Origin of the sequence: Streptomyces sp. NPDC101110 (assembly GCF_044759525.1) — a bacterium.
Taxonomy (GTDB): Bacteria; Actinomycetota; Actinomycetes; order Streptomycetales; family Streptomycetaceae; genus Streptomyces.
The window spans coordinates 248,550-263,884 of record NZ_JBIVZM010000006.1; the positions used below are offsets into that span (position 1 = coordinate 248,550).

Below are 15,335 nucleotides of genomic sequence, written 5' to 3' on the forward strand. Positions count from 1 at the left end.
GGGCGGCCTGCTCGGCCCGGACCGGTTCCACCCGGCCGGCCGGTCCGCCCCTCCCCCGCCCCCGGGCACCGGGGAAGAACCGGGCCATGCGCGGCGAGCTGCACACATGCAGTACGTTCAGGGCATGCCCCAGCCCGCCAAGTCCTCACGTACACCAGCTACGACCGACGCGCCGGAGAGTGCCGCCGGCTCTCGCGCCGCCGCCCAGCGGCTCAAGATGCGCCGGGAACTGGCGGCCGCCGCGATGGAGCTGTTCGCGAGCAAGGGGTACGAGGCGACCACCGTCGACGAGATCGCGGCCCAGGCCGGCGTCGCCCGCCGCACCTTCTTCCGCCACTTCCGCTCCAAGGAAGAGGCGATCTTCCCCGACCACGACGACACTCTGATCCGGGCCGAGGCGGTGCTCAACGCCGCGCCCGCGCACGAGCATCCGCTCGACACGGTGTGCCGCGGCATCAAAGAGGTCATGCGGATGTACGCGGCCCGGCCGGAGATCTCGGTCGCCCGCTACAAGCTGACGCGCGAGGTGCCCACCCTGCGCGAGGCGGAGATCGCGTCGGTGGCCCGCTACGAGCGCCTGTTCACCCGCTACCTCCTCGGTCACTTCGACGAGCGGGCACACGCCGACGACGCCAACGACGATCCGCTGCTGGCGGAGGTCGCCGCGTCCGCGGTCGTCACGGCCCACAACCACGTCCTGCGGCGCTGGCTGCGGGCGGGCGGCCAGGGCGACGTGGAGGCGCAGCTGGACCACGCCTTCGCGATCGTGCGCAAGACGTTCGGCACGGGCATCGGGGCCGGGCGCTCCACGGAACCGCAGCCGGCCGTGGCCACCGCCTCGACGCAGGGCGAGGTGCTCGTGACCGTCGCCCGTACCGACGCGCCGCTGGACGAGGTCATGCGAACCATCGAGCAGGCGCTCAAGGAGCGCTGAGCCTCCTCAGCCCTGTGATGACGGCCACCCTTCGGGGTGGCCGTTTTGGCATGTCAGAGGCCGTTTTGCAGGGCCTTGCCGAGCCCGTTCGATCGATCATCGCTCATTTGTTACGTAAAGATTTCATCTGAGGCCAAGTTCTGGCACTCAGTGCCTTGCGGGGTGACACGCGGTGTCATACGTTGAGGGAGTCCGGACGACGTCCCGGCAGGCCGAACCCGCCTGCACGCCCGGACGCCTGCGTCACAGGCAACCTCCCGCGCCACCATGCGCTGCCGAACAGCACCACCGCCGAACCGACGGCACACCCTCAACCCTCAGCAGCACCGACGAACCCATCGGCGCCCCTCCCTCAGGGCGCTCACCGCCGGAGGCAACACCGTGACCGTTAAGGACATCCTGGCCGCGATCCAGTCGCCCGACTCCACGTCGGAGGACTTCGCCGCCCTCCCGCTCCCCGAGTCGTACCGCGCGATCACCGTGCACAAGGACGAGACGGAGATGTTCGCGGGTATGACGACCCGCGAGAAGGACCCGCGCAAGTCGATCCACCTGGACGAGGTGCCGCTGCCCGAGCTCGGCCCGGGTGAGGCCCTGGTGGCCGTCATGGCCTCGTCGGTGAACTACAACTCGGTGTGGACCTCGATCTTCGAGCCGCTCTCCACCTTCGGGTTCCTGGAGCGCTACGGCCGCACCAGCGAGCTGGCCAAGCGCCACGACCTGCCGTACCACATCATCGGCTCCGACCTCGCGGGCGTCGTGCTGCGCACCGGCCCGGGCGTCAACGCCTGGCAGCCCGGTGACGAGGTCGTCGCGCACTGCCTGTCCGTCGAGCTGGAGTCCAGCGACGGCCACAACGACACGATGCTCGACCCCGAGCAGCGCATCTGGGGCTTCGAGACCAACTTCGGCGGCCTCGCCGAGATCGCGCTGGTCAAGTCCAACCAGCTGATGCCGAAGCCCGACCACCTGTCGTGGGAGGAGGCTGCCGCCCCCGGTCTGGTCAACTCCACCGCCTACCGGCAGCTGGTCTCCCGCAACGGCGCCGGTATGAAGCAGGGCGACAACGTCCTGATCTGGGGCGCGAGCGGCGGACTCGGCTCCTACGCCACCCAGTTCGCGCTGGCCGGCGGCGCCAACCCGATCTGTGTCGTCTCCAGCGACCAGAAGGCGGACATCTGCCGCTCGATGGGCGCCGAGGCGATCATCGACCGCAACGCCGAGGGCTACAAGTTCTGGAAGGACGAGAACACCCAGGACCCCAAGGAGTGGAAGCGCTTCGGCAAGCGCATCCGCGAGCTCACCGGCGGCGAGGACATCGACATCGTCTTCGAGCACCCCGGCCGTGAGACCTTCGGCGCGAGCGTCTTCGTCACGCGCAAGGGCGGCACCATCACCACCTGCGCCTCGACCTCGGGCTACATGCACGAGTACGACAACCGCTACCTGTGGATGTCGCTGAAGCGGATCATCGGTTCGCACTTCGCCAACTACCGCGAGGCCTGGGAGGCCAACCGGCTCATCGCGAAGGGCAAGATCCACCCCACCCTGTCGAAGGTGTACTCGCTTCAGGACACCGGCCAGGCCGCGTTCGACGTGCACCGCAACCTCCACCAGGGCAAGGTCGGCGTGCTCTGCATGTCCCCCGAGGAGGGCCTGGGCGTGCGCGACCAGGAGAAGCGCGCCCAGCACATCGAGGCCATCAACCGCTTCCGCAACATCTGAGACATACGGGGGCACAGATGACTGAGCGTCAGCCCGCCGAAGGCAGGCGGGAGAAGGACCGGCCGTGGCTCATGCGCACGTACGCTGGTCACTCCACGGCCGAGGCGTCCAACGAGCTGTACCGGCGCAACCTCGCCAAGGGCCAGACAGGTCTGTCGGTGGCGTTCGACCTGCCGACGCAGACCGGCTACGACTCCGACCACGTCCTCGCCCGTGGCGAGGTCGGCCGGGTCGGCGTGCCGATCGCGCACGTCGGTGACATGCGCCGGCTGTTCCAGGACATCCCCCTGGAGCAGATGAACACCTCGATGACGATCAACGCCACCGCCATGTGGCTGCTGGCGCTCTACCAGGTCGTCGCCGAGGAGCAGGGCGCGGACATCACCAAGCTCCAGGGCACGACCCAGAACGACATCGTCAAGGAGTACCTGTCCCGCGGGACGCACGTCTTCCCGCCGGGGCCGAGCCTCCGCCTGACGACGGACATGATCGCGTACACGGTCTCGCACATCCCGAAGTGGAACCCGATCAACATCTGCAGCTACCACCTGCAGGAGGCGGGCGCCACGCCGGTCCAGGAGATCGCGTACGCGATGTCCACCGCGATCGCCGTCCTGGACGCCGTGCGCGACTCCGGCCAGGTGCCGCAGGAGCGCATGGGCGATGTGGTGGCGCGCATCTCCTTCTTCGTGAACGCGGGCGTCCGCTTCATCGAGGAGATGTGCAAGATGCGGGCGTTCGGCCGCATCTGGGACCGCATCACCCGTGAGCGGTACGGCATCGAGAACCCCAAGCAGCGCCGCTTCCGCTACGGCGTCCAGGTCAACTCCCTGGGTCTGACGGAGGCGCAGCCGGAGAACAACGTCCAGCGGATCGTGCTGGAGATGCTGGCCGTCACCCTCTCCAAGGACGCCCGCGCGCGTGCCGTGCAGCTGCCCGCCTGGAACGAGGCGCTGGGCCTGCCCCGCCCCTGGGACCAGCAGTGGTCGCTGCGCATCCAGCAGGTGCTGGCGTACGAGAGCGATCTGCTGGAGTACGAGGACATCTTCGAGGGCTCGAAGGTGATCGAGGCGAAGGTGGAGCAGCTGGTCGAGGACGCGTTCGCCGAGATCGAGCGCATCCAGGAGATGGGCGGCGCGATGGCGGCCGTCGAGTCCGGCTACCTCAAGTCGCAGCTCGTCGCCTCGCACGCCGAGCGCCGGGGCCGGATCGAATCCGGCGAGGAGAAGATCATCGGCGTCAACGCTTTCGAGGGCACCGAGCCGAACCCGCTGACCGCCGACCTGGACACCGCGATCCAGACGGTGGACCCGGCGGTCGAGGCCCGGGTCATCGCCGGGCTGGAGCAGTGGCGCGACAGCCGCTACCAGCCGCCCTTCAACCACCCGCGGCCCTGCAAGGCCCTGGAGCGGCTGAAGGAGGCCGCACGCGGCGACGAGAACCTCATGGAGGCCACCCTGGAGTGTGCCCGCGCCGGCGCGACGACCGGTGAGTGGGCCGGGGCGCTGCGCGAGGTGTTCGGCGAGTTCCGGGCGCCCACGGGTGTCTCCTCGGCGCCTGTGGCCGTGCCCGTCGAGGAGGGCAGTGCGCTCGGCCTGGTCCGCCGCAAGGTGGATCTGACGGCCAAGGACCTGGGCGTGGGCAAGCTGCGCTTCCTGGTGGGCAAGCCGGGCCTGGACGGCCACTCCAACGGCGCCGAGCAGATCGCGGTCCGTGCGCGCGACGCCGGCTTCGAGGTGGTCTACCAGGGCATCCGGCTGACGCCCGAGCAGATCGTGGACGCGGCCCTCGCCGAGGACGTGCACGCGGTGGGGCTGTCCATCCTGTCCGGCTCCCACGCCCAGCTGGTGCCGGACGTCCTCGAACGGCTGCGTGTGGCCGGTGCCACAGATATACCCGTGATCGCCGGTGGCATCATCCCGAATGGTGACGCCGAGCAGCTCAGGGAAGCCGGAGTGGCCGCGGTCTTCACCCCGAAGGACTTCGACATCACCGGAATCATCGGCCGCATCGTCGACGAGATCCGGAAAGCGAACAAGCTCGACCCCCTGGAGGTCCCCGCATGACCACGGTCAACCGCCTTCGCCCCCGGCGTTCCTGCCTGGCGGTACCGGGCTCGAACCCGCGCTTCCTGGAGAAGGCCCAGGGCCTCCCCGCGGACCAGGTCTTCCTCGACCTGGAGGACGCCTGCGCCCCGCTCGCCAAGCCCGAGGCGCGGCACACCATCGTCAAGTTCCTCAACGAGGGCGACTGGACGGGCAAGACGCGGGTCGTGCGCGTCAACGACTGGACGACCGAGTGGACCTACCGTGACGTCGTCACGGTCGTGGAGGGCGCCGGCCAGAACCTCGACTGCATCATGCTGCCGAAGGTCCAGGACGCCCAGCAGATCGTCGCGCTCGACCTGCTGCTGACGCAGATCGAGAAGACGATGGGCTTCGAGGTCGGCAAGATCGGCATCGAGGCGCAGATCGAGAACGCGCAGGGCCTGAACAACGTCAACGAGATCGCGACGGCGTCCCAGCGCGTCGAGACCATCATCTTCGGCCCGGCCGACTTCATGGCGTCCATCAACATGAAGTCTCTGGTGGTGGGCGAGCAGCCGCCCGGCTACCCGGCGGACGCCTACCACTACATCCTGATGAAGATCCTGATGGCCGCCCGCGCCAACAACCTCCAGGCGATCGACGGTCCCTACCTGCAGATCCGCAACATCGACGGCTATCGCGAGGTCGCCCAGCGCGCCGCCGCGCTCGGCTTCGACGGCAAGTGGGTGCTGCACCCGGGCCAGGTCGAGGCGTCCAACGAGATCTTCTCGCCGTCGCAGGAGGACTACGACCACGCCGAGCTGATCCTGGACGCGTACGACTACTACACGTCCGAGGCGGGCGGCAAGAAGGGCTCGGCGATGCTCGGCGACGAGATGATCGACGAGGCCAGCCGCAAGATGGCGCTGGTCATCTCCGGCAAGGGCCGCGCGGCGGGCATGCAGCGCACCAGCAAGTTCGAGATCCCGGAGGCCTGAACCCGATGCAGTTCGGACGCACCTACGAGGAGTTCGAGGTCGGGGCGACGTACAAGCACTGGCCGGGAAAGACGGTCACGGAGTACGACGACCACCTGTTCTGTCTCCTCACCATGAACCACCACCCGCTCCACATGGACACGAACTATGCGGAGAAGACGACGGACTTCGGAAAGAACGTCGTCGTCGGGAACTACATCTACTCGCTGCTGCTCGGCATGTCCGTGCCGGACATCTCCGGCAAGGCCATCGCCAACCTGGAGATCGAGTCGCTCAAGCACGTGGCGCCGACCTTCCACGGCGACACGATCTACGGCCAGACGACCGTGCTCGACAAGTGGCCGTCGAAGTCGAAGAACGACCGCGGCATCGTGCACGTCGAGACCAAGGGCTACAAGCAGGACGGCACGCTGGTCTGCGTGTTCCGCCGCAAGGTGATGGTGCCGACCGAGACGTACATCAAGGAGCGCGGCGGCGAGCAGCCCGGCCGCCCCGAGCTCAAGGAGCAGGAGAAGTAGCCATGGCGCGACTCGCCCAGACCGCCGGTCTGACGGACGTCCAGCAGGAGATCCTGTCCACCGTCCGGGACTTCGTGGACAAGGAGATCATTCCGGTCGCGACCGAGCTGGAGCACCGCGACGAGTACCCCCAGCAGATCGTCGACGGGCTGAAGGAGTTGGGCCTGTTCGGCCTGATGATCCCCGAGGAGTACGGGGGTCTGGGAGAGTCGCTCCTGACCTACGCGCTGTGCGTGGAGGAGATCGCCCGCGGGTGGATGTCCGTGTCCGGCATCATCAACACCCACTTCATCGTGGCGTACATGCTCAAGCAGCACGGCACGCAGGAGCAGAAGGACCACTTCCTGCCGAGGATGGCGGCCGGCGACATCCGGGGCGCCTTCTCGATGTCGGAGCCGGGCCTCGGCTCGGACGTGTCGGCGATCACATCGAAGGCGGTGAAGGACGGCGACGAGTACGTCCTCAACGGCCAGAAGATGTGGCTGACGAACGGCGGAACGTCGTCCCTGGTGGCCGTTCTGGTCAGAAGTGACGAAGGTCACCCCGAGGGCACGGCGCCCCACAAGTCGATGACCACCTTCCTGGTCGAGAAGGAGCCCGGCTTCGGCGAGGTGCGTCCGGGTCTCACGATCCCGGGCAAGATCGACAAGATGGGTTACAAGGGGGTCGACACCACCGAACTCATCATGGATGGCCTGCGCATTCCTGCGGATCGCGTGCTCGGCGGGGTCACCGGCCGCGGTTTCTACCAGATGATGGACGGGGTCGAGGTCGGCCGTGTGAACGTGGCGGCGCGTGGCTGCGGCGTCGCTCAGCGTGCGTTCGAGCTGGGCGTGCAGTACGCGCAGCAGCGCCACACCTTCGGGAAGCCGATCGCCCAGCACCAGGCGATCCAGTTCAAGCTGGCCGAGATGGCTACCAAGGTCGAGGCCGCCCATGCGATGATGGTGAACGCAGCTCGCAAAAAGGACTCCGGGGAGCGAAACGACCTCGAAGCAGGGATGGCGAAGTACCTCGCCTCCGAGTACTGCAAGGAGGTCGTCGAAGACGCCTTCCGGATCCACGGCGGCTACGGCTTCTCCAAGGAGTACGAGATCGAGCGCCTCTACCGCGAGGCCCCGATGCTGCTCATCGGTGAAGGTACCGCCGAGATCCAGAAAATGATCATCGGCAGGCGGCTGCTCGAAGAGTATCGATTCCAGGGCTAGATGTCCGGATACGGGGTGTTTTCTTGGAGAAGAAGATCACACCCCGTCAGCACTCTTCTGCCGCCGACTCGGCTGCCTGGCTTACCCAGTTACGGCCCCGAGCCGCTACGATCGCCGGAAAGCCGCCGTCCCCCGTCAGAGTGCGGCATCATCCGCTACGAAGGTCATCCATGCCCCACAGCCAAACCTCTGCACCTCGCGACAGCCGGGCCGGCGTACGCCTCGCGCGCGGAGCATCGCCGTGGCTCCTTCCGACCGTCGCCACCGCAGCACTCAGCCTCGCCCGCGCGCGCCGCTCCGGCGCCGCCAAGGCCGTGGCCGTTCCCGCCACCGCGCTGGCGGCGGGCATGCTGTGGTTCTTCCGCGACCCCGAGCGCGAGATCACCCAGGGCCGGGTCATCTCGCCCGCCGACGGTGTGGTGCAGAGCATCATGCCGTGGAAGGACGGCCGCACCCGTGTCGCGATCTTCATGAGCCCGCTCAATGTCCACGTCAACCGCGCGCCGCTGGCCGGCACGGTGACGTCGGTCGAGCACATCCCCGGTGGCTTCGTTCCCGCCTTCAACAAGGAGAGCGAGAACAACGAGCGTGTCGTCTGGCACTTCGACACCGAGCTCGGTGACATCGAGATGATCCAGATCGCCGGCGCGGTCGCCCGCCGCATCGTCCCGTACCTGCCGCAGGGCACCAAGGTCGAGCAGGGCGAGCGGATCGGCCTGATCCGCTTCGGCTCGCGCGTGGATCTCTACCTGCCCGAGGGCGTGGAGGTCGCGGTCGAGGTCGGTCAGAAGACCGTGGCGGGGGTGACTCGCATTGACCGTGATTGATCCTGATACCAAGGCCGGCTGGGTCCCGGAGGCCGACGAAGTCGACGAGGAAGAGGAGATGCCCCTCTCTCTTCGCCTGTCGATAGCGGACACCCTGACGCTCGGCAACGCGACGTGCGGCTTCATGGCGGTGTACTTCACCACCACCGGCATCCTGATCCCGGACCTCATGGGCAGCCAGGAGTCCGGCATGGCGCGCAACAGCGCGGCCACGGCGGTCATCCTGATGCTGTGCGCGGCGGTCTTCGACCTGTTCGACGGCCTGGTGGCGCGCAAGCTGCGCTCCTCCCCCATGGGCGCCGAGCTGGACAACCTGTCCGACCTGATCAGCTTCGGCCTCGCACCGGCGTACTTCGTCCTCGTCTACGGCATGGTGGCCGAGGGCGCGTACCAGCGGGTCGCGGCGCTCGGGGCGATCGTGGTGCTGCTGGCGGTGGTGCTGCGGCTTGCCCGGTTCTCGTGCGTCACGGTCAAGGACGGCACCTTCCAGGGCATGCCGTCACCGTTCGGCGCGCTGACGGTCGTGTCCATCGTGCTGCTGGAGCTGCCCTTCGTGGCGACCCTGCTGGCGATCCTGGGGACGGCGTGGCTGATGGTGAGCCGCGTGGAGTACCCCAAGCCGCGAGGCCGGCTCGCCGTGGCGATGCTGTCGTGGATCGTGCTGGGCATGGGCCTGATGGCCGCCTGGGCGTTCGACGCACCGAGCGGCCAGCTGCTGCTCCAGACGGGCTGTGCGCTCCAGCTGGTCATGGGGGCGGTGATCCCGCTGTTCGCGACGGCCCGGCGGGTGAACAACTTCCGCGGCAACCGCCGGGAGGCGCGGGCGGCGCAGCTGCCGTAGCGACCGTACGACGAGGAAGGCCCCGAGCTCGGAGCTCGGGGCCTTCCTCGTGCCCGGGCGGCGGGAGTCGCCCGGCTCAGGTCAGGAAGTCCCGCGCGATCCGCTCCGCCACCCGCTCCAGGATCGGCCCGGCCTCCGCGATGCACTTCGCGACGTCCGGTTCCGCGTCCGTCAGGGGGTAGGCCCGGCGGAAACCGGCGCGGCCCAGCGTCTGCGGCGGCAGCGCCAGACGGCCGCAGACCGCCACGACGTCCTTGTCCGCGGCGCGGGCCGCCGCGGCCACGCCCGCCGGCGCCTTGCCGTGCAGGGTCTGCTCGTCGAGGGATCCCTCGCCGGTGATGACCAGATCGGCGCGCTCCAGGGCGGGCGCGAAGCCCAGGACGTCGAGCATCACCTCGATGCCGGGACGGAACCGGGCGCCCAGCAGGAGGGCACCGTAGCCGATGCCACCCGCCGCGCCCGCACCCGGCGACGCCGCGTACTCGGCGGCCCTCGGGCCGGCCGGGCCCCGGAGCACCTCCGCGAAGTGCGCGAGGGCCGCGTCCAGGGCCGCCACGTCGTCGGGCGAGGCGCCCTTCTGCGGGCCGTAGACCGCGGGCGCGCCCTTCGGGCCGGTCAGCGGGTTGTCGACGTCGCTCGCGAGGACCAGCTCGACCTCGGCGAGGCGCGGGTCGAGCCCGGACAGGTCGGCGGTGGCCAGCTCGGCGAGTCCGCCGCCACCCGGGGGCACCGGCTCCCCGTCGGCGTCCAGGAACCGGGCACCGAGCGCCGACAGCATCCCGGCGCCCCCGTCGGTGGTGGCGCTGCCGCCGACCCCGAAGACGATCGTGCGGGCACCGGCGTCCAGCGCTGCCCGCAGCAGCTCGCCCGAGCCGTACGTGGACGCCGTGAGCGGGGCGAAGACCCCGGCGGGCAGCCGTTGCAGCCCGCTCGCCTCGGCCATCTCCACGACGGCGGTGCCCTCACGCAGCGCGAACGCCGCGGTCACCTCGGCACCGAGGGGGCCGGCGACCCGTACCTGCCGGCGCTCGAACCCGGCCGCGACCGCCGCGGCCACGGTCCCGTCGCCGCCGTCGGCCACGGGCAGCGCCTCGACCTCCAGGTCGGGCAGGACCCGGCGCAGCCCGGCCGTGACCCGCTCGGCGACCTGCACGGCCGTCAGCGACCCCTTGAACTTGTCCGCGGCGACGAGCACCCGCTGTGCCGTCCGGGTGCCGCTCACTGCAGCGTCCGCCACTTGCACTCCCCTTGCTCTCCGGGCCCTCACGCATGTCAAGGCCAGTCGCGCCGCTGTGACCTTAACCGGCCGACGCCCCGTCCGTCAGCATCTGCCCAGCTCGTGGACCGAGGCTCCCCGGGACGAAGGGCCGCAGGGCCGCATCCGGGGCGGCTGCCGCCGCGGGGGCGCGAACAACCGCCGAGCACCGGCAGACCCGAACGCGCCGCAAGCCCCCTCCCCGAAACGGGTAGACCACAACCATGACCCTCGTTGGCACCGGAACGGCGCTCTCCGACCGCATCCTCGGCGGCTGGACCGGCCGCGTCGCGGGAAACATGCTCGGCAAGCCGGTCGAACAGGGCGAGGTGTGGACCCGCGACCGCATCGACCGCTATCTGAGGCAGGCCGCGGCGCTGCCGCTCACCGACTACCTGCCCGAGCCGATCAGCGAGCACGACGGGTTCGCGCTGCGCCCCGAGTGGCGCAGCTGCGTCCGCGGCCGCATCCACGGCAGCTGCCGTGACGACGACGTCGACTACGCGATCCTCGGCCTCGACCTGCTGGAGACCCACGGCTTCGGCTTCACCACCGAGCAGGTCGGCGACCTGTGGCTGCTGCGGCTGCCGTACCTGCAGACGTTCACCGCCGAGCGGGCCGCCTACCGCAACCTCGCGGGCGGGCTCAAGCCGCCGCTGACGGCGACGTACGACAACCCGTACCAGGAGTGGATCGGCGCCCTCATCCGGGCCGACGTCTTCGGCTGGACCTGCCCGGGCGCCCCGCGCCGCGCCGCCCTGCTTGCCCGGCGGGACGCGGTGCTGTCGCACACCGGCAACGGGGTCTACGGGGCGATGTGGGCGGCGGCGCTGATCGCGGCGGCGTTCACCGCGCCCACGGTGCGGCACGCCGTCGACGAGGCCCTCACCGTGATCCCGGCGAGCAGCCGCCTCGCCCGCGCGGTGCGCCGGGTGGTCGCCCTGCACGACACCCGGATGTCCTGGGAGGACACGCTCACCACGGTCGCCGAGGAGACCTCCGGCATGGGCTGGATCCACACCGTGCCGAACGCCGCCGTGCTCACCGCCGGCCTGCTCTACGGCGACGGCGACTTCACCCGGACCATCACACTCACGGTCCGCGGCGGCCTGGACACCGACTCCAACGGCGCGACCGCGGGTTCGGTGGCCGGGGTGTTCGGCGGGGCCGCGGCCATCCCGGGCCAGTGGAAGGAGCCGCTGGAGGACACGGTCCGCAGCGCGGTGTTCGGCTTCGACGGGGTGCGGATCAGCGAGCTGGCGGAGCGGACGCTGCGGCTGGCGGAGCCCGCGGCCTGACCGCCCGGGTACGCGGCGGCGACTCGCCTGGTTACCCTGCACCGATGACCACCTCTGCTGACTACGCCGCCTACATCGCCTCCCTGCCCCGTGTCCTGGCCGGCGCCGCCGTGCTGTTCCGGGACGGTTCGGGCCGGGTGCTGCTCGTCGAGCCCAACTACCGGGAGGGCTGGGCGCTGCCCGGCGGCACCGTCGAGTCCGACGACGGCGAGACCCCGCGGCAGGGCGCGCGGCGTGAGACGGCCGAGGAGATCGGCCTGGACCGGGAGCCCGGCCGGCTGCTGGCGGTGGACTGGGTGCACGGCAGGGGCCGTCCGCCCCTGGTGGCGTATCTGTACGACGGCGGGGTGCTGAGCGAGGAGGAGTTGCAGGCGATCCGCCTTCAGGAGGAGGAGCTGCTGTCCTGGCGGCTGGTCCGGCGCGAGGAGCTGCCCGGCCATCTGCCGGGCCCCCTCGGCGGCCGCGTCCTGGCCGCCCTCGACGTCCTGGCGGACGGCTCGGGCACGGCGGAGCTGGAGAACGGCCGGCGGGTGTTCTGAACCGGCTGGGGCTCCTCAGTCGCGCAGCACGGGCCGGCGCCCGCGTCGACGACGCGCCCAGCCCCACCTGAGGAGGATCAGCGCGAAGCAGAGCCCGCCCACCCCGGCCAGGGGGTAGGACAGCGATCCGCTGACGCCGCTCAGCGTGCCCAGGAGGGCGCAGGCCAGGGCGCCGACGGTGAGGACGAAGAGACTGAAGGTCTCCCAGCCGAACGTGCCGCTCTCCCGGTCGACCCGTTCGTCGAACTCCTGGCGTGCCTGTTCCTCGTACCGCTGCCGGGCACGAGCCATCTCGAGCGTCTCGCGCACATGGTTCATCCCCTCGGGCACCCGGGGCTCGCGGATACGACGACGGCTGACGGTGCGCAGGGTGAAGCTGAAGCGTCGGGCGGCCATGGTCGGGTTCTCCTTCCCTCACCTACGTCAGTGCCAGGGCGGCACCCAGCACGTCCGCCAGACCCTGTACGAGCCGGACGTGATCCACCGTCAGGTCGGTGTCCACGGGCGCGTCCACCGTCAGCACGCCGAACTCCTCGGTGCCGGCCGTCACCGGCACCGCGATGACGGACCGGTAGTCGGTGCTGCCCTGATTCACCTTGCTGACGAGACCGGTCGCCGCGCCCGCGTGGTAGGCGCTCCTGGCGTCGAGGATGTCGTGCACGAAGTGACTCCCGGCAGCTCCGTCGATCTTCGCGCGCGGGACGACGGGGCGCCCCGCCCAGTCGTCGAGCTCGAATTCGTGCTGTGCCCGGTTGACCAGGCGGTAGTAGGCGCTGCGGGCGGTGGGGAGTCCCGCCGGGTCCAGCCGGGCGGTGAGCGTGGCGGCGCCGACGAGTGCGGAGCGGCGGATCGTGGTCGATTCCGTGGAGCGGGTGGTGACCAGGGCGTTGGGTGGCGTCGCACCGGTCGCCTTGTACGCGGCCGCATGTTCCTCGGTGAGCTTGCCCAGCGGTTTGGACAGCTGGAGCAGTACGTCGTTGTACCAGAGGCGGATCTGCGCCGCCGTCTGGCTGGCTTCCTCGCGCGCTTTGGCACGCTCTCGTTCGTTGAGCGCGGTCTCACTGGCGGTGACCAGGACGACCATCAGGGCCAGCACGGCGCCGGTCCATAACGCGGTATCACTGTGCTTGCTGTTGTCGTCGCCTGCGACCACCGAGGCGACGAAGGCCCCCGCAGCCAGGAAGCTGGCCAAGGTCAGGAGGAAGATCTTCAGCCAGTACTTGCGGAGCCATGTCATCCCGCCCCATCACCTCGATCCCGAGATTTCCAACGCCGCGCTCCGGCGCGACCGAAGCCGTGCCCGACCCGCACAGACGACCCGCGGATGCGCATCGGTTCCCACCGGTCGCCATGGACCCACGCCTCTCCAAGTCGTTCGCCCCGGGCGCGCAGGCGTCCTACCCTCGGCGCCATGGCCAAACCCCTCGTCGCCCTGCTCACCGGTGCCGGCATCAGCACGGATTCCGGCATCCCGGACTACCGCGGGCCGAACGGGCTGTGGCGGCGCGATCCTGACGCCGAGAAGCTCGTCACGTACGAGTACTACATGGGCGACGCCGGGATCCGCCGCCGCTCCTGGCTGATGCGGCGCGAGAGCGGGGCGCTGCGGGCCGAGCCCAACGCCGCGCACCGGGCGGTGGCGGCACTGGAGCGGTCCGGGGTGCCTGTGCGGGTGATCACGCAGAACGTGGACGGGCTGCACCAGCTCGCGGGGATGCCCGCCCGCAAGGTGCTCGAACTGCACGGGTCGGCCCGTGGTGTCGTCTGCACCGGCTGCCACGCGCGCGGCCCGATGACCGACGCGCTCGCCCGGGTCGACGCCGGTGAGGCCGATCCTTCGTGCCGGGAGTGCGGCGGGATTCTGAAACCGGCGACGGTGATGTTCGGTGAGCGGCTGGACCCCGTCGTCCTCGGCGAGGCGGCCGCCATCAGCAAGGCCTGTCAGGTCTTCGTCGCCGTCGGCACGAGCCTTCAGGTCCAGCCGGCCGCAGGCCTCGCCGGTGTCGCCGCCGACCACGGCGCCCGCCTGGTCATCGTCAACGCCGAGCCGACCCCGTACGACGACCGCGCCGACGAGATCGTCCGCGATCCCATCGGCACGGCCCTGCCTGAGCTGCTGCGCCGCCTCGGGGACACCTTCTGATGCGAGGAAGACTGCGGCCTGTGACACCCCGGGCGGCTCCAGAAATCCCCAGGGGCGGGTTGGAGGGGTCGGCATCGGCGCTGTGTGCCACGGGGCGCCCGCCGTGGACCGGCAGCTCCCAGGGATGGCCGGCATCCGCATCGAGGACCTCGGCGGCGGCACAGAGGTCGTTGACGGAGCCCCATACCTTGTCGATCGACTCCGCGACGCCCACCGCGTACTTGTCGGGGTGGTTCTCCCAAGCCTCCCGCATGAACGCCGCAAGCCAGGTGTGGTCGTCCCGGATCTCGGATACCGCGACGGCGCGCATGTGCATGTGGATGCTCACTGCGACGAGTCCTCCCTGTCGGCCGGCCCGTCCGTCGGGCCGAACGGAGAGAACCTGATCGGCGGCACTGACGGTGTGATGCCCGTCGGAAACGCCGTGCCGACCGGCTCGTGCAGAACGCCCTCCGGCACCGGGCGCCGCGTGTCGCCGAAACCGGCCCCCATGGGCAGGCACACCTCCCTGCGGACCCGCGCAACGGGCCCTAGAACAGCGCCGCCCCGCGTTCGAAGTCCAGCAGGCGCTGTTTGCGTTCCAGGCCGCCGCCGTATCCCGTCAGGCTGCCGTTCGCGCCGATGACACGGTGGCAGGGGACGATGATGCCGATGGGGTTGCGGCCGTTGGCGAGACCGACCGCGCGGGAGGCCGCGGGCGTGCCGAGGGTGTCGGCGAGCCGGCCGTAGGTGCGGGTCTCGCCGTAGGGGATGCGGCGCAGCTCGTCCCAGACGCTGCGCTGGAACGGGGTGCCGTTCAGGCGCAGCGGGACGGTGAACTCCTTGAGTTCGCCAGCGAAGTAGGCCTTCAGCTGGTCCTCCGTCTCCGCGAAGAGGGTGTCGTCGCGGGTGCCGAAGGTCTCCTGCTGGGGGCGGTGGCGCTGGTCGGTCATGTAGAGGCCGCACAGGACGCCGTCCTCGGCGACGAGGGTGAGGGGGCCGTACGGGCTGTCGGTCACGGTGTGCTGCTTCATCGGAGGTCC

General features: G+C 70.1%; 15 protein-coding genes. 11 read left to right on the forward strand and 4 right to left on the reverse strand.

The window, feature by feature from the left end:
- Window positions 1-106 precede the first annotated feature (106 nt).
- The 8 genes from ACIQU3_RS16375 (at window position 107) to pssA (ending at window position 9,078) form a co-directional block, all read left to right on the forward strand.
- Complete coding sequence (locus ACIQU3_RS16375) at window positions 107-934, forward strand: TetR family transcriptional regulator (protein WP_403733624.1); 828 nt, start codon at window positions 107-109, stop codon at window positions 932-934.
- 381 nt (window positions 935-1,315) lie between these two features.
- Entirely contained in the window at window positions 1,316-2,659 is a 1,344-nt protein-coding gene (gene ccrA, locus ACIQU3_RS16380; protein WP_403925617.1) for a crotonyl-CoA carboxylase/reductase, read from the forward strand.
- Window positions 2,660-2,676: 17 nt separating this feature from the next.
- A complete protein-coding gene (locus tag ACIQU3_RS16385) occupies window positions 2,677-4,725 on the forward strand; it encodes a protein meaA (RefSeq protein WP_403733618.1) in 2,049 nt (682 codons plus the stop codon).
- The gene (locus ACIQU3_RS16390; RefSeq protein ID WP_133930709.1) at window positions 4,722-5,684 is read left to right on the forward strand and encodes a CoA ester lyase; all 963 of its coding nucleotides are present in this window, start codon (window positions 4,722-4,724) and stop codon (window positions 5,682-5,684) included. Before ACIQU3_RS16385 ends, ACIQU3_RS16390 begins: the two co-directional genes overlap by 4 nt.
- A 5-nt stretch (window positions 5,685-5,689) precedes the next feature.
- On the forward strand, window positions 5,690-6,202 hold the full coding sequence (locus ACIQU3_RS16395; protein WP_016431745.1) for a MaoC family dehydratase: 513 nt from the start codon (window positions 5,690-5,692) through the stop codon (window positions 6,200-6,202).
- 2 nt (window positions 6,203-6,204) lie between these two features.
- Window positions 6,205-7,410, forward strand: coding sequence for an acyl-CoA dehydrogenase family protein (locus ACIQU3_RS16400; RefSeq protein ID WP_103783615.1), 1,206 nt, complete (start codon window positions 6,205-6,207; stop codon window positions 7,408-7,410).
- A 170-nt stretch (window positions 7,411-7,580) separates the two neighbouring features.
- Window positions 7,581-8,237: a phosphatidylserine decarboxylase gene (locus ACIQU3_RS16405; RefSeq protein ID WP_033309199.1), complete on the forward strand. Its 657-nt coding sequence runs from the start codon at window positions 7,581-7,583 to the stop codon at window positions 8,235-8,237.
- Between the two features lie 58 nt (window positions 8,238-8,295).
- Entirely contained in the window at window positions 8,296-9,078 is a 783-nt protein-coding gene (gene pssA, locus ACIQU3_RS16410) for a CDP-diacylglycerol--serine O-phosphatidyltransferase (protein WP_403734270.1), read from the forward strand.
- Window positions 9,079-9,154: 76 nt separating this feature from the next.
- Here the strand turns inward: pssA and ACIQU3_RS16415 are convergent, their stop codons facing one another.
- Window positions 9,155-10,273, reverse strand: a complete 1,119-nt coding sequence (locus tag ACIQU3_RS16415) for a glycerate kinase (protein WP_403734267.1) — start codon at window positions 10,271-10,273, stop codon at window positions 9,155-9,157.
- A gap of 284 nt (window positions 10,274-10,557) precedes the next feature.
- Between ACIQU3_RS16415 and ACIQU3_RS16420 the strand changes: the two genes are divergently transcribed.
- Both ACIQU3_RS16420 and ACIQU3_RS16425 read left to right on the forward strand, forming a co-directional pair.
- Window positions 10,558-11,631 (forward strand): ADP-ribosylglycohydrolase family protein, encoded by a 1,074-nt coding sequence (locus ACIQU3_RS16420; RefSeq protein ID WP_403733610.1) that lies wholly within the window; start codon window positions 10,558-10,560, stop codon window positions 11,629-11,631.
- 44 nt (window positions 11,632-11,675) lie between these two features.
- A complete protein-coding gene (locus ACIQU3_RS16425; RefSeq protein ID WP_403733606.1) occupies window positions 11,676-12,170 on the forward strand; it encodes an NUDIX domain-containing protein in 495 nt (164 codons plus the stop codon).
- Window positions 12,171-12,185: 15 nt separating this feature from the next.
- On the opposite strand, the gene ACIQU3_RS16430 is transcribed toward ACIQU3_RS16425, so the two are convergent.
- A complete protein-coding gene (locus ACIQU3_RS16430) occupies window positions 12,186-12,566 on the reverse strand; it encodes a hypothetical protein (protein ID WP_403733602.1) in 381 nt (126 codons plus the stop codon).
- Window positions 12,567-12,588: 22 nt separating this feature from the next.
- A complete protein-coding gene (locus ACIQU3_RS16435; RefSeq protein WP_403733599.1) occupies window positions 12,589-13,407 on the reverse strand; it encodes a GAF domain-containing protein in 819 nt (272 codons plus the stop codon).
- Window positions 13,408-13,581: 174 nt separating this feature from the next.
- Here ACIQU3_RS16435 and ACIQU3_RS16440 point away from each other — a divergent pair, with 174 nt between their 5' ends.
- Window positions 13,582-14,313 carry an SIR2 family NAD-dependent protein deacylase gene (locus tag ACIQU3_RS16440; RefSeq protein WP_403733594.1) on the forward strand — a complete coding sequence of 244 codons (732 nt, stop codon included), beginning with the start codon at window positions 13,582-13,584 and terminating at the stop codon, window positions 14,311-14,313.
- Window positions 14,314-14,843: 530 nt separating this feature from the next.
- Here the strand turns inward: ACIQU3_RS16440 and ACIQU3_RS16445 are convergent.
- Window positions 14,844-15,326 (reverse strand): methylated-DNA--[protein]-cysteine S-methyltransferase, encoded by a 483-nt coding sequence (locus ACIQU3_RS16445; RefSeq protein WP_403925619.1) that lies wholly within the window; start codon window positions 15,324-15,326, stop codon window positions 14,844-14,846.
- Window positions 15,327-15,335: the final 9 nt, after the last annotated feature.